The following is an 18,644-nucleotide window of genomic DNA, read 5'->3' on the forward strand; positions in this document are numbered from 1 at the left end:
CGGCGAGGCTGAGTCATGGGGGTATAGGTTTAACTGTTTAATGTCCAGTATTTTTATTATGATTTCCGTATTGTGTCAATGGCTGTGGCACCTTAAGCTCTACCTTTTATAGGTGTCCCGAAGCGGCTTTCCTACAGGGGACTTTCACCCCATTAGTTCACGCCTATGCTGGGCGTATCAAGCAAGGACACCCGACTTCAAAATCGTCGCTTCGCTATGATTTCAACGCAAGTACTTTAAACAGTATCTATAAGCCTGAGAAAAAATATCATGTCAAACTCACTAGCATACTTTTTAGGATCCCTAGCCGGAATAATGGTTGACCCATTACTCATAATTGCAGCCCTAGTTTTTCACCTTTCAACAAAAGACAAAAAATTTGGTGAGCTATTCGGTATTATGCTTATTTTTGGGGCTGCTGCAGGTGCTATATGGGGGTACTTACTTAGCAATTCGACATATGGATTCTTTGCATTTCTAGCATTTATTACTGAAGTTGCTGCTTTTAAAATTGTAACCGCCATGATTAGAAGCGGTTCAGTCGAAAGCACCGAAGGTGGTCGCGGGCTATTTGGCTCTCTAAAACCTAATTGGGACTTGGCGGGCGGAGTTGAGCTCAGAAAAGAATTCATAGATATGATTGAACATCTGCAATCTCGCAATCTTGTCGGCAGCCCAATTCTTATTGAAACCATTTATTCTTTGATGGGTAACCTACATAAAGAGTATGGAAAAAGTGTGTTCGAACTTCCAGAAATAGGAAGAAAAGAATCGTCGAAACTCCTTATGAAGCAAGCTAGAGAAGTTTTCAATAAAAGCTTTGAGGCTGCAGTAGGCTTTTCCTTTGTGGCAATGGCGCTAAAAGCGTCAACTTTGCCTGGTGAAGATGCTAAATTCGTTCTAGAAAAGTCTATGGAAATTATCAGTTCAGCTGAAAATATTGGGAAAGAGGTTACTGCAGCTAGTGAGGCACAGCAGGTTTAGGCTGATAAAGCGCTGCAGACCGGCGGCCACCTTTGTGCACTTTATGCGCGGTTAATCACGGAGTTAAGTATTATTAGAATAGCAACACTAGGACACCCATAGACTGAAATATGACACAGGAAAAAGTACAGGCCTTCCATCTTGACAGCCATTTCTCCTGATCAAGTATAGGGCAAAGTGAAATACTGAAAAGTTATGCTTTAGGTTTAAAAATTGCATGATTTTGGTCAAGCCGGAAGGAATAGTATCGAAAGGCTGGGGGGAATTAGGAAGGACTTAACGAAAGGAAACGTTGGCAGTCGCCTATACCATGTACACAGCGTTTATTGAGCCGTACAACCTCTGCTGATCCCACCAGTCCTTTAAAGCGGCTTTCAACGTTCCGGTTGAGATAGAGCCAGTGTTTTGCTGAGATGCCCAGCCGCTCATGGATAGGGGGCGCGTTTTGAGAAATGGCACCGCGCTTTTTGGGGTCTAAATGCCGGCCACTCCAGTCTACTAACGCCAAATAGTGTTCCAATTGAAAGGGCAACCCTTTCGGCATATTAAGGCGCTCGCCGCCCACAAACGGTAGTAACTCTTTGGGCTTCTCACCTGAGATCACAGCGCGAACACGCTGCTGAATGGACGTGTGATCGGAGTCCTTCGGGATTTTTGCAATATCGGCACGGATAGGATTGAGATCGACATAGGCCATGCAGGCAACCAAGGCTCTTTCATCCAATAGCGCCTTAGACTTGAAACGGCCCTCCCAGAAGCGGCCAGTACAACGGTCTTCTGTATTGGCTTGGCGAGCAATAGATTCGTTTAGGCAGCGCATAAACCAACTGATATCCATTAATCGCTCTCGCCACAGCTCAATCAGCTCTTTAAGCTTGTTCTTTTCACTGCAGTCCAGTTAGGCCTGAATGAAGCGCTGAGCCACATTATTAGCGGAAGAAGCAGAAAGGTTTAGATCAAAATTTTAGGAGGGTTTTATGCAAGAAATCGAATGGAAGGACGGAAACCCTTCACTAGAAGGTTTATATTTTGTAGCGGTTAAAATGGGACCGGCAGCGGGATGTTATGATTTCGCAAGTTGGAATGGCGTGTCATGGGAAAAAAACATTGAAGGAAGTGTAATCGCTTTTTGTGACGCAGGAAGTTTTATACAACAAATTTCAATTAAATGGCCTTTTGCTGATAATGTGGCAATAGATATTAAACCGATACCTGGCGGGGAGTCAGAGTTTGAAGAAGTATAGCTAAATCGGATAGCAGGTATTTCCTAGCTACCGCCCTTCACAAAACCTCATGATGTTTAAGTTGTCATTTGCTAATAGTTAGCATTTAATAGTGTCTATTAAATGGTGATCTTCCTGCAGGAGACTTTCACCTCATGAGTTCACACTCATGCTGGGCGTACCAAGTTAAGGCATGTTCAGCTTCGGCTGGTTCTCCGCCTCAGCACTTTGTGCCCACGCTGCGTGCCCATATTTACCACGTTAGAGTAAACCAATTTCAAATATTCAATGGAGTGAATTTATGAAAAAAAGCAAGAAGGAAGAAGAGTTCTTTATTAAATAGAGGGAACTTGGTGAACTTTTTGACTCCGAATTTAATTTAAACGTAAATTTGTGGAGAGGGCAGCGTAAAGCTGATCGAGGATCAGCCTGTTTTGTATCCTATACTAAAGTCTTTTAGGCTTTCTAACGGAAAAATTAGAAATCCTGATATAGACACATACTGGAGCAATGGTGAGTGGTGGGTAGACTGTACTTCAGGGGGTGTTTCATTATTTGATGTGCTGGGGGTACCGGTTTCTCGTTGGGATTATTATAGGCTATCACCAAACATTGTAATCCCTCATGGCCTAGTTATAACGAAGGATTCATATAATCGAAGTTATGAGGCTACACATTACTCAATCCGTCCTCATTGGGATATGCCAGTCGCTAAGTTTGTATACCCTTAGATAAACTTACTAAAGAAATAATATTCGAGAATTAATTATGGAACTAAGTCTTTCACACTTGTCACTCATGATCGAGCTAACTGAGTCAGAAATATATCGAATGAAGTTGATAATAGATAATCCATCTTCAACAGAAGAGGAAGTGGATGCAAGTGGAGAGCATTCCATGCAACTGTTATCTCTATCGACAGCACTTGCGGAATTGTATAAGCATAAGTGGAGCGATAACTGTAATTATCCTAGTTATGAGGATTTAATTTCTTCAGTCCAACTGGAGAATTGAACTCTAAATCGGGTAGCCGGTAATTTCTAGCTATCGGCCCCTACACCACCCATCGTGCGGGTCCGCAATAGGCAGCTCCCTATCCGTAGTGATTTTCTATTCAATGATAGTCTTGAGTAGATATTAAGTTGAACTGAGTGTTATGGCAGTACGCTACCGCAACTTTACCTGGCTGGAAACATATCGGTAGGCTAGCCCTGTCTTTTAACTCATTGAGTTTGGCTCCAGGCCTTCACCATGTCCAAGGTAATAATCTTGGCGCTAGGCTACTATATCGTCGGCTGACTTCCGTTTAGTCACTTTGGTCATTACTGACAGAAGCGCTACTATGTTCCACCACTTCTTATATCCCCACGATAGTGAAAAGCGGGTTGGGCCTGCTTACAAGTCAGCAGCCACACACAATTTCATAGCAGCAAGTTAAACAGGCCTTACCGGATAAGAGGCTCTACCTGATTGTAGCCACCAAGAGAATGAGGGTTGAAGACTTGGTAAGTAAGTTAACTTGGGTTGCTGATCGGATGTCAGTAATTAAAGAGGCTCAAGACGCACTATGATTGAATATAAATAGCCAGAAGAACGCGAGATCCTTATTCACTACGCTGAAAAGATGGTGAATGAAACTGCACTAGATATTCTTAAGAAAGGCGTAGTTTCTAATCGAGAGCAGGCATTAGCTCTTTCTCAATTCTATTGGGGAATGATAGACGTTGCTGCTGATGATCAAGGTTCTGGATTCCCTCTGCTGGAGAAAGAAGGAATCGAGCAGTGGATGGAGTATATTTTTCACTCTCTGAATGGATACTTAGTGAGTAATGGCTATGAAGAAGAGTGGGATCAAGAGTAAGGCTCTGAATCGGGTAGCCGGTAGTATCTAGCTACCGGCCCCCACATCACCCACCGTGCAGGTCCACAATGGGAAATTCCGTATCTGTAATGAATTTCTACTCAACGATCACTACTGTGTTCAACCACATTTTTTAACCCACGATAGTGGCTAGCGGATTGGGTCTATTTGTGAGTCAGCGGCCACCTGATAGCTTCACAGCAGCAAGCTAAACAGATCTCCCCAGATAAGGGCGTGAACTTTCACTACACAACTGCATCATTTACTCTACCCGTTAGATCAAATGGCTTCGGTGTCCTTGGCCACCTCTCCTCCAAGCTAAGCCTTATATGATGTTTCTGTTCGTCAGCTCGTAGCTTTGCTAGCGGCTTCCTCCCCACAAGACCTCGCGATGCTGCAGTTGCCATTCGCTAGTAGTTAGCATTTAATGGAACTCATTAAATGGTGATCCTCCTACAGGGGACTTTCACCCCATTAGTTCACGCCCATGCTGGGCGTACCAAATCAATCAACTACGCGCCTTCGGCGCCGGACAGCTTACACTGCGCTTCGCTTCGTTCCAGCTGCCGGTTATTGAGGCGTTAACCGATACAAGTATGGATAGCTACGAAACAAGTTTCACAGGAAAAATACTAGAAAGAGGCTTTTGGCTTTATGTCTGGCGCATATCGTCTAGTGAAAAAACAGTTTGGTATGTTGGGCGCACAGGGGATAATTCTTCTGCAAATGCAGCCTCTCCATTTGGTCGTCTCAGCCAACACCTAGATTTAAGACCATCTGCTCAGGCTAATATGCTTGCTAAGAATTTACGAGCTTCGGGAATGACTCCCGGTGAATGTGAGTACGACCTTTTGACATTAGGCCCTATATTTCCCGAGCAGAGCAATTTCGAAGATCATAAGCCCTACCGAGATATCGTCGGAAAGCTAGAGGCCGAGCTAGCTTATACGTTAAGCCAAAGAGGTATGGTAGTTCTTGGTAAACATCCCAAACGGGGCGACTTCGATAAAAACCTTTTTACAGAAGCACTAAGTAAGGTAAATGCGTTCATCAAAAACGGTTAACAAACGCGTGAATTTCGTTCCAGCCCTACGGGCTTCCACCGGACTGGCCACGCTTCGCGCGTCCAGCCGATTACGCGGGCGTTAGGAAATTTGAATGGATACAGTAGCATCTGTTACAAAAAAGGAATTGTCTGAAGACCCCAGAGCTAAGCTCTGGGCATTAATTATGTACCTAGCAGAAAACGTTGAAGCTCAATCAAGCGAGCAATTCAGGACGCTTTGGCTTACGTACATTTATGATGCACAAGTGATGAATGGTGGGCATTTACAGTATTTCGTAAATAAAGGGCTTGATGAAACTGAAGAGACGATAGCAGCTCTGATAGCCATCGGTGCTAAGGAGCAAGCTTTAATATTGGAGGAATGTTTTAAGGAAGCATTGCAAATGAATATACCAAAGATTAATACGCTTCAAGAGTACTCGTCTTTGGCTGAGGCAAGCTCCTTTTCGCAAGATTCTAAATACTATAGTGTTAAACCTGAGGTTCTTGAGGTATTAGAAGCAAAGTTTGGCAGTGAACTTGATGATTGGGTAGAGGTGTGTTCCTAAATCGGGTAGCCGGTAGTTTTTAGCTACCGGCCCCCACACCACCCATCATGTGGGTCCGCAATGGGCGGTTCCCTATCCGTAATGATTCTCTACCCAACGATAGTGTCGAGCATCCCTTCATTTGAGTTGAGTGTCATGGCCGAGCAATACCTCAACTTATCCGACTGGAAACATATCGGTAGGCTAGCCCTGTCTTTTAACTCTTAGAGTTTGGCTCCAGGCCTTCACCATGTCCAAGGTAATAATCTTGGCGCTAGGCTACTATACCGTCGGCTGACTTCCGTTTAATCACTTTGGTCATTACTGACCGAGGCGCTGCTGTGTTCCACCACTCTTGTCTACCCCTCGATGGTGGCTAGTGGGTTAGGCCTACTTATGAGTCGGCGACATGCTGACAGCCTCACAGCAGCAAGCTAAACAGATCCCCCCAGATAAGAACGTGAACTTTCACTACACAACTGTATCATTTACCATACCCTTTAAATCATATTGCTTCGGTGTCCTTGACCACCTCGCCTCCAGGCTAAGCCTTACAGGATGTTTCTATTCGTCAGCTCTAGTTTTGCTAGCGACTTCCTCCCCACAAGACCTCACGGTGTTGCAGTTGCCATTCGCTAGTAGTTAGCATTTAATGGAACTCATTAAACGGTGATCTTCCTACAGAGGACTTTCACCCCATTAGTTCACGACCATGATGGGCGTACCAAGTTTGTCAAACATCGCTACACACCTTCGGTGTTCCGCTGGACTCACTCCTGCGCCGCGCGCCGTTTACAAAAGCGTTAACACCATGAAACACATGAAGCTTATAGTCGTTCTCTTGTTGGGTTGTTCCTATACTATGGCAAAGGAAGTGTACGATATTCCCATAGATTCATCACTTAAATACTCTCACTCAGCGTACGGTGGAATGTGGGATTATTTTTCGGGTGAACACCTCATTTCTTCGAAATATACGATACAGGGATCATTTAACTCTCCTGATCAAAGTGGATTGATTGTTATTCTTACTCCCGATTTGAGCGAAATTAGCAAGCTCCCTAGTCCAATCAGGATAAAGCCTATTCCTCCAAAAAAGATAGAGATCAGTAATTCAGGTGAAATAGCTAGAAAGCTTGCTCCTTCATCGGAATTAGATAAGGTGTTGGAATTAAAGGAGCATCCCTACCTAATTGTAGGCGAGGCGCAGTTCTTGATTACAAATTTTTCGACGGGCATTGAATGTGACTACAGAGAATATCAAGCAAAAGCTATTGCTATTGTTCAACAAATGGAAGTCGCAAAGAATGGCGGAAAGAGAATCAATGTGTGTTAAATCGGGTAGCCGGTAGTTTCTAATTACCGGCCCCCACAGCACCCATCGTGCATGTCCACAATGGGCAACTCCCTATTGTAATGAATTTCTCCTCAACGATCACTACTGTGTTCTACCATGTTTTTTAACCCACGATAGTGGCGACCTATTTATGAGTCAGCGGCCACCTGACAACTTCACAGCAGCAAGTTAAACAGATCTCCCCAGATAAGAACGTGAACTTTTACTACACAACTGCATCATTTACTCTACCCGTCAGATCACATGGCTTCGGTGTCCTTGGTCACCTCGCCCCAGGCTAATCCTTATATTATGTTTCTGTCCGTCAGCTCGTAGTTTTGCTAGCGGCTTCCTCCGCACAAGACCTCACGTATTGCAGTTGCCATTCGCTAGTAGTTAGCATTTAATGAAGTCCATTAAACGGTGATCTTCCTACAGGGGACTTTCACCCCATTAGTTCACGCCCATGCTGGGCGTACCAAATAAAGACACCGGACGTGGTTAAGCTACGCCGGTGCTTTAAGCGTAAAACGTAAGTGAGTTTCGGTGTCGTTTCTCAGCAATATTTTCACTAAGAACAAAGCGAAAACTATGCGACTTGATAGTCTGGGTGAGTTTTCGTATTTCAACGATGGTAGAGACGAATATTGGAAGGTGGAAAAACCTGTAGGCCTATTACCGTCTAGGTTTGATTTTGGTGCTGTTAGCGGGAGTCTAGAAGGTCCATATCAAGTAGCGCTTGACGTTTTTCAGTTCTATGCAGAAAGACCAGAAAATTTGTACTCCTACCTAAATGATCTCTTTTATTCCAAGCTTAAAGAAAAATATGGAGATCTCACTATAAAAGATATTCAATCAAATTTTTACCTTAAGTCTCTCACATGTGAATCCAAAGAAGAATTTGAGTTTGGATTTCACTCATACAGTGATGACGTATTTGTAGAGCTATTTTGCAAAGCTGGTTCGGTAACAGAAGTACATATTGATGAAGGCTGCTGTGAATACGTATAACCAATTAATCCACTACGCGCTTACGGCGCCGGACAGCCTACTCGCCGCTACACGGCGCTCCGGCTGCCGGTTATTGAGGCGTTAAGTGCAACCGTTAATAGAGTGCTGTATGTATAAATTAGTATTTCTAGTAGGCCTGATATTTTTTCCATTCCAAGCTGCAGCGGGCGTATGGGGAGTCGGTGCATTTGAGAACGATACAGCTCTAGATTGGGTGAGTGAAGTATCCAACTCAGATAATTCGCTAGTACTTTTTAAAAGTGCAATCGATGCGCCCTCTAGAGGTGGATATATTGATGCTGACATTTGTTTCAATGCTATTGCAGCATCAGAAGTAGTAGCAATCATATTCAATGTACCGAGTGGGAAATATAATGAAGATATATTGAGCCTCGCAAAATCTCTCAAGCCACAATTGAGCGAAGAGGCGGTGCCAAGAGCAGAGAAGGCTGTGGTAATTTGTAGTAGTGAGCCAGACTCGGAATTAAAACAGTTGTGGAATGAATCGAAAGAATGGAGTTTCTATGTTAGTGGGTTACAGCTTCGTCTGAAATCCGCACTTAAATCGGGTAGCCGGTAGTTTTTAGCTACCGCTCCCATGCCCACCCAGTGTACAGGTCATGAATGCTAACCGGTTGGATCTACTTACCAGCCAGTAGCCACGCTGGCAGAATCAATGAAACAAATTACACAGATTACCCAAGATAAGAGTATAAAATTTCACAAATCAGCTGCATCACTAACCCTATCCATTAGATCACGCGGCTTTGGCACCCTTGGCCTACAGACTAAGCCATATAGGATGTTTCTGTTCGCCAACTCATAGTTTTGCTTGCGGCTTCCTTCCCACAAAACCTTATGGTATAGCTATTCGCTGGCAGTTAGAGGTCATTAAACGGTGATCTCCCTACTGGGGGGTTTCACATGTCAAGTGCAATTCTTATTGCCCCCATCCTTTACGCGGGCATTATAGGGCCCCATAATCGCTCTTTATCCATAAGCAAGATTAGATTTCTTGCCTCAAATACACATAGAAATATGTCAATAGCATATATGATTAATTGCCGAACACTCAAAGCTGGTATCTAGTGAAAACTCCCAAACGTCTACAGCCTCTCATCGATGATGGCTTAATTGATGAAGTTATCAGCCGCCTAATGAGCGGCAAAGAAGCCGATATATTTATTGTCCGTTGTCGTGACGAAATTCGTTGCGCCAAAGTCTATAAAGACGCGAATAAGCGTAGTTTTAAAAAGGCCGCACAGTACCAAGAAGGGCGTAAAGTTCGCAGTGGTCGTCAAGCACGTGCCATGCAAAAACGGTCAAATTATGGCCGCCAACAGCAGGAAGAGATTTGGCAAAATGCCGAAGTTGATGCTTTATCACGTTTAGCACGCGCTCATGTACGAGTTCCCAAGACTTTTGGTTGTGTTGACGGTGTATTATTGATGGAGTTAATCACTGACGAAGCAGGCAATGTCGCACCACGGCTTGGCGATGTGACAATGTCAGAAGAGCAAGCAATTCAAGATCATGCATTAATGATTCATTACATCATGCTCATGCTTCACGAGGGAATTGTACATGGTGATTTATCCGAATTTAACGTCCTAGTGGATGATTCCGGCCCTGTGATTATCGATTTACCCCAAGCTGTTAATGCCGCTGCCAATAACAGTGCACAAGAAATGTTCACTCGCGACGTCGACAATATGCGTCGTTACTATGGCGGATTTGCCCCCTCTTTATTACAGACTCAATACGCCAAGGAAATGTGGGCACTGTTTGAAGAGGGTAACTTAACGACTAGCTCAACGCTCAGCGGCAAGTTTGATGATGACGATGACAGCGCCGATGTCGACGCCGTGCTAGAAGAAATCAAAGCGGTGATGCAAGAGGAACTGGAACGAAAAGAGCGCATACGTGAATCTTCAGAAGATGTATAAATTTAGATGAAGGCAACCGGTTTAGTAACCTTATTGGTTGCTGTGGGTATTGTTTATTACCATATTGCAAAAATTAGTGCACACACATTAGGACACCCAAAGGCTTGAGGATGCTGTAGCAAGCTCCCTTTCTGGGGGCTCTTACCCATTGATCTATAGGTAAGATAGATTAAGTTCTGGGAATTGATATGCAGATTTTTGGAAATGCTATTTTGGATAAAAGAGTGGTAATCGTGTAATAGAGTATTTGGGGTAGGAGTAGATTAGCAGAGTGTGGCTGAGAGGAAACGCCGGCAATCCCTATTCCGTGTACCCAGCGTTTATCGAGCTGGATGCAAGCTTGCTTTACAGTCTCCACTGATCCCACCAAACCTTTAAAGCGGCTTTCAAAGTGCCAACCGAGATAGAGCCAGTGTTTTGCCGAGATGCCCAGCCGCTCAAGGATAAAGGATGCCTTTTGAGAAATGACACCGTGCTTTTTGGGGCCTAAATGCCGGCCACTCCAGTCTACTAACGCCAAATAGTGATCCAGCTGAAAGAGCGACCCTTTCAGCATATTAAGGCCAAATTTCCACTAAGCCCCTCATTGAGCAATATCTTGTAAAAACACACCAGAGAATTGAAGCGTAAAGCCCTCGACTAAATAACGGCTGCCCTAGTAAGGACTCGGTCGCTAAGTAACTAACTCCAAAAATGCTAAGTGGCTAAATACTACCCTTAAACTTAACTAAAAATTAATGGTCAAGTAACTCTGCATTAGTCGGGTACTTTTCAAGGAGTTCAATAAGCTTTTTAGTGCCATCTACAGGCTTTAGGCTAACAAGCGTTCTTCGTAAAGCTCTTATCCTTGCAATATCTTTCGAGTTGAACAGGATTTCTTCACGGCGAGTACTGCTTTTGGAAATATCCAAGGCAGGGAAAATTCGCTGTCTCGCAACTTCCTTTGACAATACTACCTCCATATTTCCCGTGCCCTTAAACTCCTCAAATATCACCTGGTCCATTCGGCTTCCGGTATCCACGAGTATCGTTGCCAGAATCGTAAGTGAACCACCACCTTCAATCTTCCTCGCAGCACCAAACAGCTTTCTGGGTACCTCCATAGCCCTGGCATCTATCCCGCCAGACATCGTACGTCCCCTACCACTCCGCTGCGCATTGTGTACCCGTGAAAGCCTTGTCAACGAGTCAACCACGATCATTACATCCTGACCTTCACCGGCTTCCTTGCAGGCCCTATCATGGAGTTCATTAGCTACTCTCACATGCTCTTCATAGCTATGATCAGAAGAGGACGCATAAACTTCGGCCGGTACACTTCGCTTAAAGTCAGTAACCTCCTCTGGCCTTTCATCAATAAGCAAAGCGTACAACTTTATTTCGGGGTAAGCCTCCCCCACTGCTTGGCAGATATGTTTCAGGATAGTGGTTTTGCCACAGCCCGGTGGAGCCACAATCAAGCCTCGCTGCCCCTTACCAATTGGCGTAATCAAATCCATCGCCCTTACCGTAAGTTGCTGAGAACCAGACTCAAGGCGAATAGGCTCAGATGGATTAATAGCTACTCCATTTAAGAAGCGTTTCTTTGGATCAGAAGTATCCTCTTGCTTTTTATCAGCCTTCTTAGGCTCCGTATTTCTCTTTACCTTTAAGGATAATATTTTTCTGGACATAACATGCTCTTTATAAATCAGTCGAGACCGGGGAGATTATTAATGATTGTCGATGGCTGGACAAAAGATTAGCGCTCCCCCAAATTGGATACTATAGCCAGAACTTGCGGCTAAGCGATTACCCTTCCGACCCCAAGGCAGACAAATAGTCCTATTAAAACCCGAGAACACCGATTAACGTCAGCCGTAACCATCGAAACACAGACCAGAAGGTTGAAAAAAACGAAGAATCGTTTCTGATTGAGGGTTCACACCAGGACACCCACAGATTGTAAGATGACACCGGAAATAGTACAGGCTTTCCTCCTTAATGGCCATTTCACCTGGTCTGGATCGGACGAAGTGAAATGCTGAAAAAAGATACTTTAGGTTGGAAAATTGCGTGAATTAGCCAACTCGAAAGGAATAGCATCGAAAAGCCGGGAGGAAATAGTGGTGTGTCACCAAAAGGAAACATTGGAAGTCACCTATGCCATGTACCCAGTGTTTATTGAGCTGAATACAGCCCTGCCGTACAGCCTCTGCTGATCCCACCAGGCCTTTAAAGCTACTTTCAAGGTCCCGATTGAGATAGAGCCAGTGTTTGGGCAAAATGCCGAGCCGCTTCAGAACGGAAGGCATTTTTTAGGCAATATAACCTCGTTTTCCGATGTCTAAATGTCGGCTACTCCAGTCCACTAGCTCCAAGTAGTGATCCAGCTGAAAAGGTAGCCCGTTCGGCATATTCAAATGTTCAGTGCCGACAACCAGGAGTAGATTTTGGGGCCGCTCATTTGAGGCTGCCGCACGGATACGCTGTTGAATTGAAGTGTAATCAGATTCTCAGGTGTCTTGGCGATATTGGCACGGATCGAGGAGGTCTACATAAGCCATAGAAGCAGCCTGGGCTCTTTCATCCAGTAAGGCTTGGGACTGAAACGGCCTTCCCGAAATCAACCTGTACAAGTGTCTTCAGCATTAGCTTGGCGAGCGACAGATTCATTTAAATATCGCATAAACCAGCTGATATCCGTTAGGCGCTCCCGCCATAGAGAGAGGATTTCTTTATTTCATCACTTCGCATCGGCGCCACATAGTTAAGGAACAATTATTGGATCAAGTCAGACTAACTAAAGCGCCGCTGTAAATTATCGACTGCAATTGAAATTCGCCCACCCAAATTTAATTTCATCTCTTTTATTACATCAGAGTTAGAATCGAGAATGTCACTTCGAGAAAAGTACTTCAGGTTGAACCTGGTTGACTTCGGTGTTTCAGCATTAAACTCCATTAGCATGGCGGGTAATAGAGGGAGAAGATCACCCTCAGTGTAGAAATCTTGATTCAATCGGCTTTTCTTAACTTCTATAACAAGGGTTGCTTCTCCTTCAGGCATGACGATCACTTCTTGATATGTTTTTCCGATCATGCCATGGGGAAGTTCGTTGTGAGAGGCAATAGAGGTTACCCCTGGGAACCATTCTCCGTAATTTTCCATGTTGGTGACGTACTCAAAGAACGTGTTAATCGGACGTTTAACCGTGATCGCGACTTCCGCTAATAAAATCATTATTTACTCCGGGTTCGTTATTTACGAGTCCACTATATTGTTCTTTTTGAATGACAAAAAGTGACCTATAATGCGATCGGAGTTTCCATTTTGGAAAGTGATATGTCGAAGTTTACCCAGTATGAGTCTTTTGTGGCTGTTGTTGATTCTGGCAGTATTCGGCTTGCCGCTGACAGTCTAAACAAGACGCCATCAGCGCTTAGTAAGCAGATTACAAACCTGGAGTATGATCTTGGCGTGCAGCTATTTGATCGCTCCAATAAGCAAATGGTACTTACAGAGCATGGCGCAAGCTTTTACAAAAGCAGTGCTGCAATACTAAGGCAAATCAGCGAATCAGAAAGGCGCATTCAGTATGATAACGAGCGCGTCGAAGGGGACCTCAAAATAACGTTATCCCGGTCTTTGGTTGACTCAAGCTTGTCTTCTTGGTTAAGTGAGTTTTCTGAGCGTTATCCAAATGTTAGATATCGGCTGGAGTATTCCGAATCCATTATAAACTTTAGTGATTCTGATCTTGATTTTGCTTTTAGAATTGGTGAGATTGCGGACAGTACACGTTTAATCTCCCGCGAGCTATGTGAGGTTCGACCCACATTTTTTGCAACGACAGAATATCTCGCGACCCATGGTACGCCTACTCAAATCTCTGAACTTACTTCCCATCGCGTTGCCATGCCACCTCTCGAGGACCTTTCACCAGAAGTAAGAAAGTGGTTAAAGAACAACAAATTTAATAATCAGACGTATGCTCACCATAGAATAAATGATGTTCACGCCATTCAAACCATGGCGCTAAAGAATATCTGTATTGGGTTCCAGTTGCATCAGAGTATTATTAAGCTAATTGAATCGGGACTGGTAATACCTCTTTTCCAAAACAACAAGTTACCACCTAAGAAACTCAGCCTTGTATATCGTCAATCTCAATACAAAGCTAAACAGATCGAAGTTTTTAAACGATTTATTTTCGAGAAATATAATAAAGAATAAGATGGCGGAGGGGCTAAATGATATTTCCTCTGCTCTAAATTCACACGATAATCGACATATATCAGCCCACGATGGGGCAACCAAAGACTGGGGGATGTTGCCAACAGTGTCTTATATTATGCTTCTGTTCGTCAGATTGTAGCTTTGCTAGCGGCCCCTCCCCTCATGGATGGCTTTATCCTAGAGAGAGGCGTTGTGCAATTCTTTCTGGGTTCGATCAACTTTAGATGTATAACAAATACTGGTAGCTTTATTCGACCCCTCAGGTCTCCGAAGGATACCCAATATTATGCATGTTTATGTGGCTCCCTGTGGTCTCAGTTTCGTAAAAAAAGGGACAGGTAATATTTGGTTGCTCTGCCTCGGTGGCCATCAATCAAAACGCAGAAAATATCTATTCTAGTTATTAATAAAAAATTTTTTAAATTTAAGAATTTTTATAAATCTTAAATTGTTAAGTGCAAGCTTGATTGATTTAAATGGGAATCTACCCACTATTACCTTAAAGCAATTATTATTCGATATCGCATAACGTTCTTCATCACCTTCCATACGCAAAAAAACACCATTGATACCCTTCAGTCTGCCTTAGGTTATGAGCCCTTGCTATTTTCATTAGCAAGCTTAGTAAGGATCTTAATTGCTTGATTAAGTAAAACTACAGAATATACTTCATGGGGTGGTTAATTTATGGAAAGGGGCTATAAAAATATTTTTTTAAACACAGCTAATAAGGCACTTATAAAGTGCTTCATTCTCACGTGTATGTGTTTGGCTCTAGGCTGCGATAATAGTGGTTCTGACAGCAATGACTCACCCAAGGATACCACAACAGCAAGTGAATCGTTGCTGGCACAATTTGGCGATGCTCAGGGCCGCTTTAGCAAAGAAACAATGCAGGCGCTATTAGAATATGAGGATACGTCGAACACATTGGCTCTTGTGCAGCTTATCGCCGTGAGTGATACCTATGGATTTAGCAATTACGAGAGCTCGATTGAATCAGTATGGTCTAACGTAGGTGGAGGCACTGTTTTTGCGAGTACAGTAGCGGCAACTATGTTCGCTGAACGGGAATTTAGTGCGATTCGTATCGCCGAATTTCCGAACATTGATGCACTACTAGAAGCTATTAATTCAGACGATTTTACAACCGCTATAAATACGCTGTATGGAGCTTCAACTGATCAAACTTGGATATTAGGAATACCTGGGAATCTTCCGTTTGAACCTTCCGGTTCCTTCTCTGACCCAAGCCTGGATAATCTTGATGAAGACGAAGCCATTGAACTACTTCTCAATACAGGCGTATTGGATGATAGCGGCGATGCGGTATCGCTTTACACAAATATCGATGTCATGATCGACATGATTGTCAGCGACTCACCCTCCCCGTTTTTTATGATGAACCTCATCGATTTTTATGAAACAGCACAATATTCTGACGGGCGAGAAACAGAATTAACCGGCGAAGAAGCTAATAGCATCTATGGTGAAACCATTGGGCTAATACTCTTTTCTTACAACAGCGGCCCTACCTATTCAATGGATGTTGATATTGTTTTGACTGAAGATACTATCGACTGGGAAAAGATTATGATTGTGCGCTACGCCAGTCGTGATGCCTTTTTAAATGCTTTCTTAAACCCTGCCGCACAGGAGGCTTTAGAACATAAAGAAGCTGGGTTAGAGAATACTTTTGTTTACGTAACAGAGCTAGCTGAAACCAGCACGGAAAATTAACTATCCTTTTCAAGGCAGTTAAAACCATAACAGGACAAGCTAATGGATACTACGTAACAATACTTCCGGTGGGAAGCCTTCCTCCATTGAGTAGACGCCGACCATTTGAGCAGGCTACACACTGGGACACCCATTTATTGAAAGATGACAGCAGAAACAGTACAGCGCTTCTGTCTTAACGACTATTTCTCCTAGCCTGGTGTAGGGCAAGGTAGAGTACTGAAAAATTGTACTTTAGGTTTAAAAATTACGTAACTTTGGTCAAATAGGCCTTTGGATTGCTCAACTGAGGTGGCAGCACGAATACGCTACTGAATGGAAGTGTGATCAGAGTCCAGCGAGGTTTTTTCAATGTCAGCTCGGATAGGATTGAGATCGACATAGCCTATGCAGGCAGCCAAGGCTCTTTCATCCAGTAACGCCTTAGACTTGAGCCAGGAGAAGCCTGTACAGTGATCTTCTATGTTGGCTTGGTGGACAATAGATTCGTTTAGGCAGTGCATGAACCAGCTGATATCCATTAATCACTTTCGCCATAGCTCAATCAACTCTTTAAGTTTGCTCTCTTCACAAGGGTCCAGAGAGGCACCATGAATGAAGCGCTGAGCCAAGTTAGATGCTTTAAATGGTTCTTGCCAGCCGGGAATGACCTCAGTATCAGACCAAGTATTGGCCGTTATAGCATCAATATAGAACACCACATGATAGTGATTGCTCATTACCCCATAGGCAGCGATATCTCCCGCAAAGATAACAGCCAGCCTTTGCATTTCAATCTCAATCCACTGACGTCGGTGCTCATAGTCCCTCCCCCACCTCCATAAAGGAATGCTCTGCTTACACAGCGGGAGACTCAGTGACAGTTTGGAGTCATATCAAGAGAGATCTGTGAGCGGCGAGGCTGGGTGATGGGGTATGGGCTTAACTGTTGATTTTCGTATTGTGTCAATGGTTGTGAAGCCTTAAGCTCTACCTTTGATAGATGTAAAGAAACGGCCTTCTAAGATAACATAAACCGGCTCATTTCTGTGGCGGCTGAGTAAAACGTTACGTGAAATCGATATGAACAAAGTAGAGCTTGCTCGAAAATATATGGACATATTCTATGAAACAAAGGACTTTGATTCATTAGACCTAATACTATATGAAAAGCTGGATTTTGAAGGGCCATTGTTTAAGTGTAAATCGGCCAAAGAATATATAGAATCTCTGAAAGCTTCGCCTCCAGTTGATGTATCGTATGAGATGGTAGAAGAGTTTCACAATCCGAATTCAACATGTTACATATATAAATTCACTAAAAACTGTAGAAGTACATTAATGGCTCAAACGTTTCATTATAAGGTGGGTCGTATTAGCAAAATTCGTCTTGTTTTTAATCCAGAGGAAATCTCATAAACCAGGTCGATAGTTTCTAGATACCAGCCCCATATCATCCATCAGGTGGGCAGGTCCGCAATAGGCAGCTCCCTATCCGTAATGAATATCTACCCATTGGAGATGCCCCCTAGCCATCGCATCTCCAAGCTAAGCGTTGTAAGGAGTTTCTGCTCTTCAGTTCACAGTTTTTTACTGGCGGCTTCTTCTCCACAAGACCTCTCGGTGTTGCAGTTGCCATTCGCCAGTAGTTAGCATTTAATGGAACCCATTAAATGGTGATCTCCCTACAGGGGACTTTCACCCCATTAGTCCACGACCCTACCGGGCGTACAAAGTAGAAGTGCCTGATACCAAAACCTTTGATATCAAGTGCCTTAAGAGTTACAAACCTAGAGATAGCAATGATAAAGTACATTTTTCCTTTTTTGTTTCTGATTACTTTCAGTAAATATTCCATCGCGAACGGCTTTGTTGAAAAAAGTATTTTTGGCAACCAAGTAAAGATACCCACATTTCATGAGTATAAACCAATTTGTGAATCTGATTTTGAAATCTGGGATCACTTAAACACAATATATGGCCGCCCTGGGAGTGTACATCTTTTATCATGCTTTTCAGATATTGACCTTAAAGACTCCGAATCTGATGGGGCGGGCGGTATTGTAATGTTATTTTTTGATAATCGATATAAAGATGGCGATATATCTAAACAGAGTTTTGTTGATGTCAAAAATAATTTTTCTGATGAGCATCAAAAAATAATTGAACTCACAAAAAAACAAGTCAATTCAAATACTAATATTCAGCTAAGAACAGGGATTTCGATGGACAACATATCGGGATCTGACAATGTTAGCACCAGGGTTCTAAAAGATAGCAACAGCACTTATTTATGGCAAGTTGATATGAATGTATCGTATGAGCTTGACGGCAATCAAATAGAAGAGCGTACATTTAAGATTATTGGATATATTCTAGTTGATGGATGGCCGATAAAAATTAATGCAATATTTACGGACTACCCTCAAGATGAAAAGCGTCACACCATAAATATGGTACTTGAGTGGGTGGATATGATTACGCTCGAAAACAATAGTTAACTAATTATATTGATCTCGCTGGATTAAAGCGAATAGCCGGTAGTTTCTAACTACCGGCCCTACCCCACCCATCGTGTGGGTGCTCAAAGGCAGATTTCTTATCCCTAGTGAACTTCTACTTAGCGGTAGTGCCAAGAGATTCTTCATTTGAATTGAGTGTCATGACAGTACATTAGCTCAACCTTATACCCAAATGAAAACACGCGGGCTGGGCCTAACTATTAGCCAGGAGCGACCCTGACATATTCATAG

The 18,644-nt window shown here is 43.4% G+C and carries 20 protein-coding genes; 14 read left to right on the forward strand and 6 right to left on the reverse strand.

What is annotated here, in order from left to right:
- The first annotated feature begins 270 nt into the window (after nt 1-270).
- The gene (locus ACJJI3_RS11040; protein ID WP_444932506.1) at nt 271-984 is read left to right on the forward strand and encodes a hypothetical protein; all 714 of its coding nucleotides are present in this window, start codon (nt 271-273) and stop codon (nt 982-984) included.
- 265 nt (nt 985-1,249) lie between these two features.
- On the opposite strand, the gene ACJJI3_RS11045 is transcribed toward ACJJI3_RS11040, so the two are convergent.
- Nucleotides 1,250-1,822 carry a hypothetical protein gene (locus ACJJI3_RS11045; RefSeq protein WP_444942461.1) on the reverse strand — a complete coding sequence of 191 codons (573 nt, stop codon included), beginning with the start codon at nt 1,820-1,822 and terminating at the stop codon, nt 1,250-1,252.
- Nucleotides 1,823-1,961: 139 nt separating this feature from the next.
- Between ACJJI3_RS11045 and ACJJI3_RS11050 the strand changes: the two genes are divergently transcribed.
- The 9 genes from ACJJI3_RS11050 (at nt 1,962) to ACJJI3_RS11090 (ending at nt 9,954) form a co-directional block, all read left to right on the forward strand.
- A complete protein-coding gene (locus ACJJI3_RS11050) occupies nt 1,962-2,228 on the forward strand; it encodes a hypothetical protein (RefSeq protein ID WP_444942462.1) in 267 nt (88 codons plus the stop codon).
- Nucleotides 2,229-2,641: 413 nt separating this feature from the next.
- Nucleotides 2,642-2,938, forward strand: a complete 297-nt coding sequence (locus ACJJI3_RS11055; protein ID WP_444942463.1) for a Tse2 family ADP-ribosyltransferase toxin — start codon at nt 2,642-2,644, stop codon at nt 2,936-2,938.
- An 893-nt stretch (nt 2,939-3,831) separates the two neighbouring features.
- Nucleotides 3,832-4,068 carry a hypothetical protein gene (locus ACJJI3_RS11060; protein WP_444942464.1) on the forward strand — a complete coding sequence of 79 codons (237 nt, stop codon included), beginning with the start codon at nt 3,832-3,834 and terminating at the stop codon, nt 4,066-4,068.
- A 596-nt stretch (nt 4,069-4,664) separates the two neighbouring features.
- Nucleotides 4,665-5,132: a hypothetical protein gene (locus ACJJI3_RS11065; RefSeq protein ID WP_444942465.1), complete on the forward strand. Its 468-nt coding sequence runs from the start codon at nt 4,665-4,667 to the stop codon at nt 5,130-5,132.
- A gap of 94 nt (nt 5,133-5,226) precedes the next feature.
- A complete protein-coding gene (locus ACJJI3_RS11070; protein ID WP_444942466.1) occupies nt 5,227-5,682 on the forward strand; it encodes a DMP19 family protein in 456 nt (151 codons plus the stop codon).
- 790 nt (nt 5,683-6,472) lie between these two features.
- Nucleotides 6,473-6,997 carry a hypothetical protein gene (locus ACJJI3_RS11075; protein ID WP_444942467.1) on the forward strand — a complete coding sequence of 175 codons (525 nt, stop codon included), beginning with the start codon at nt 6,473-6,475 and terminating at the stop codon, nt 6,995-6,997.
- A gap of 546 nt (nt 6,998-7,543) precedes the next feature.
- A complete protein-coding gene (locus tag ACJJI3_RS11080; protein ID WP_444942468.1) occupies nt 7,544-8,008 on the forward strand; it encodes a hypothetical protein in 465 nt (154 codons plus the stop codon).
- 109 nt (nt 8,009-8,117) lie between these two features.
- Nucleotides 8,118-8,588: a DUF4259 domain-containing protein gene (locus ACJJI3_RS11085; RefSeq protein WP_444942469.1), complete on the forward strand. Its 471-nt coding sequence runs from the start codon at nt 8,118-8,120 to the stop codon at nt 8,586-8,588.
- Between the two features lie 508 nt (nt 8,589-9,096).
- Nucleotides 9,097-9,954: a PA4780 family RIO1-like protein kinase gene (locus ACJJI3_RS11090; protein WP_444942470.1), complete on the forward strand. Its 858-nt coding sequence runs from the start codon at nt 9,097-9,099 to the stop codon at nt 9,952-9,954.
- A 169-nt stretch (nt 9,955-10,123) separates the two neighbouring features.
- On the opposite strand, the gene ACJJI3_RS11095 is transcribed toward ACJJI3_RS11090, so the two are convergent.
- The 3 genes from ACJJI3_RS11095 to ACJJI3_RS11105 form a co-directional block, all read right to left on the reverse strand.
- Nucleotides 10,124-10,510, reverse strand: coding sequence for a hypothetical protein (locus tag ACJJI3_RS11095; protein WP_444942471.1), 387 nt, complete (start codon nt 10,508-10,510; stop codon nt 10,124-10,126).
- A 178-nt stretch (nt 10,511-10,688) separates the two neighbouring features.
- The gene (rho, locus tag ACJJI3_RS11100; protein ID WP_444942472.1) at nt 10,689-11,627 is read right to left on the reverse strand and encodes a transcription termination factor Rho; all 939 of its coding nucleotides are present in this window, start codon (nt 11,625-11,627) and stop codon (nt 10,689-10,691) included.
- Between the two features lie 1,105 nt (nt 11,628-12,732).
- Nucleotides 12,733-13,176 (reverse strand): SRPBCC family protein, encoded by a 444-nt coding sequence (locus ACJJI3_RS11105; RefSeq protein ID WP_444942473.1) that lies wholly within the window; start codon nt 13,174-13,176, stop codon nt 12,733-12,735.
- Between the two features lie 102 nt (nt 13,177-13,278).
- On the opposite strand from ACJJI3_RS11105, the gene ACJJI3_RS11110 reads away from it, so the two are divergent.
- A complete protein-coding gene (locus ACJJI3_RS11110) occupies nt 13,279-14,169 on the forward strand; it encodes a LysR family transcriptional regulator (protein ID WP_413664753.1) in 891 nt (296 codons plus the stop codon).
- 690 nt (nt 14,170-14,859) lie between these two features.
- Nucleotides 14,860-15,912, forward strand: a complete 1,053-nt coding sequence (locus tag ACJJI3_RS11115) for a hypothetical protein (protein ID WP_444942474.1) — start codon at nt 14,860-14,862, stop codon at nt 15,910-15,912.
- A gap of 308 nt (nt 15,913-16,220) precedes the next feature.
- Here the strand turns inward: ACJJI3_RS11115 and ACJJI3_RS11120 are convergent, their stop codons facing one another.
- Nucleotides 16,221-16,415: a hypothetical protein gene (locus ACJJI3_RS11120; RefSeq protein WP_444942475.1), complete on the reverse strand. Its 195-nt coding sequence runs from the start codon at nt 16,413-16,415 to the stop codon at nt 16,221-16,223.
- Between the two features lie 21 nt (nt 16,416-16,436).
- Nucleotides 16,437-16,682 carry a hypothetical protein gene (locus ACJJI3_RS11125; protein ID WP_444942476.1) on the reverse strand — a complete coding sequence of 82 codons (246 nt, stop codon included), beginning with the start codon at nt 16,680-16,682 and terminating at the stop codon, nt 16,437-16,439.
- A gap of 292 nt (nt 16,683-16,974) precedes the next feature.
- Here ACJJI3_RS11125 and ACJJI3_RS11130 point away from each other — a divergent pair, with 292 nt between their 5' ends.
- A complete protein-coding gene (locus ACJJI3_RS11130; protein ID WP_444942477.1) occupies nt 16,975-17,310 on the forward strand; it encodes a hypothetical protein in 336 nt (111 codons plus the stop codon).
- Between the two features lie 383 nt (nt 17,311-17,693).
- Entirely contained in the window at nt 17,694-18,392 is a 699-nt protein-coding gene (locus ACJJI3_RS11135; RefSeq protein ID WP_444942478.1) for a hypothetical protein, read from the forward strand.
- The last annotated feature ends 252 nt before the right edge of the window (nt 18,393-18,644 follow it).

The sequence above is a fragment of the Microbulbifer maximicatervae (SeqCode) genome, from assembly GCF_052466985.1.

What these genes read in the sequence shown, in the direction of transcription:
- ACJJI3_RS11040 (WP_444932506.1), top strand. Translation starts at nt 271, where the DNA reads ATGTCAAACTCACTAGCATACTTTTTAGGATCCCTAGCCGGAATAATG.
- ACJJI3_RS11045 (WP_444942461.1), bottom strand. Translation starts at nt 1,822, where the DNA reads ATGGATATCAGTTGGTTTATGCGCTGCCTAAACGAATCTATTGCTCGC.
- ACJJI3_RS11050 (WP_444942462.1), top strand. Translation starts at nt 1,962, where the DNA reads ATGCAAGAAATCGAATGGAAGGACGGAAACCCTTCACTAGAAGGTTTA.
- ACJJI3_RS11060 (WP_444942464.1), top strand. Translation starts at nt 3,832, where the DNA reads ATGGTGAATGAAACTGCACTAGATATTCTTAAGAAAGGCGTAGTTTCT.
- ACJJI3_RS11065 (WP_444942465.1), top strand. Translation starts at nt 4,665, where the DNA reads ATGGATAGCTACGAAACAAGTTTCACAGGAAAAATACTAGAAAGAGGC.
- ACJJI3_RS11070 (WP_444942466.1), top strand. Translation starts at nt 5,227, where the DNA reads ATGGATACAGTAGCATCTGTTACAAAAAAGGAATTGTCTGAAGACCCC.
- ACJJI3_RS11075 (WP_444942467.1), top strand. Translation starts at nt 6,473, where the DNA reads ATGAAACACATGAAGCTTATAGTCGTTCTCTTGTTGGGTTGTTCCTAT.
- ACJJI3_RS11085 (WP_444942469.1), top strand. Translation starts at nt 8,118, where the DNA reads ATGTATAAATTAGTATTTCTAGTAGGCCTGATATTTTTTCCATTCCAA.
- ACJJI3_RS11095 (WP_444942471.1), bottom strand. Translation starts at nt 10,510, where the DNA reads ATGCTGAAAGGGTCGCTCTTTCAGCTGGATCACTATTTGGCGTTAGTA.
- rho (WP_444942472.1), bottom strand. Translation starts at nt 11,627, where the DNA reads ATGTCCAGAAAAATATTATCCTTAAAGGTAAAGAGAAATACGGAGCCT.
- ACJJI3_RS11105 (WP_444942473.1), bottom strand. Translation starts at nt 13,176, where the DNA reads ATGATTTTATTAGCGGAAGTCGCGATCACGGTTAAACGTCCGATTAAC.
- ACJJI3_RS11110 (WP_413664753.1), top strand. Translation starts at nt 13,279, where the DNA reads ATGTCGAAGTTTACCCAGTATGAGTCTTTTGTGGCTGTTGTTGATTCT.
- ACJJI3_RS11115 (WP_444942474.1), top strand. Translation starts at nt 14,860, where the DNA reads ATGGAAAGGGGCTATAAAAATATTTTTTTAAACACAGCTAATAAGGCA.
- ACJJI3_RS11120 (WP_444942475.1), bottom strand. Translation starts at nt 16,415, where the DNA reads ATGCACTGCCTAAACGAATCTATTGTCCACCAAGCCAACATAGAAGAT.
- ACJJI3_RS11125 (WP_444942476.1), bottom strand. Translation starts at nt 16,682, where the DNA reads ATGCAAAGGCTGGCTGTTATCTTTGCGGGAGATATCGCTGCCTATGGG.
- ACJJI3_RS11130 (WP_444942477.1), top strand. Translation starts at nt 16,975, where the DNA reads ATGAACAAAGTAGAGCTTGCTCGAAAATATATGGACATATTCTATGAA.
- ACJJI3_RS11135 (WP_444942478.1), top strand. Translation starts at nt 17,694, where the DNA reads ATGATAAAGTACATTTTTCCTTTTTTGTTTCTGATTACTTTCAGTAAA.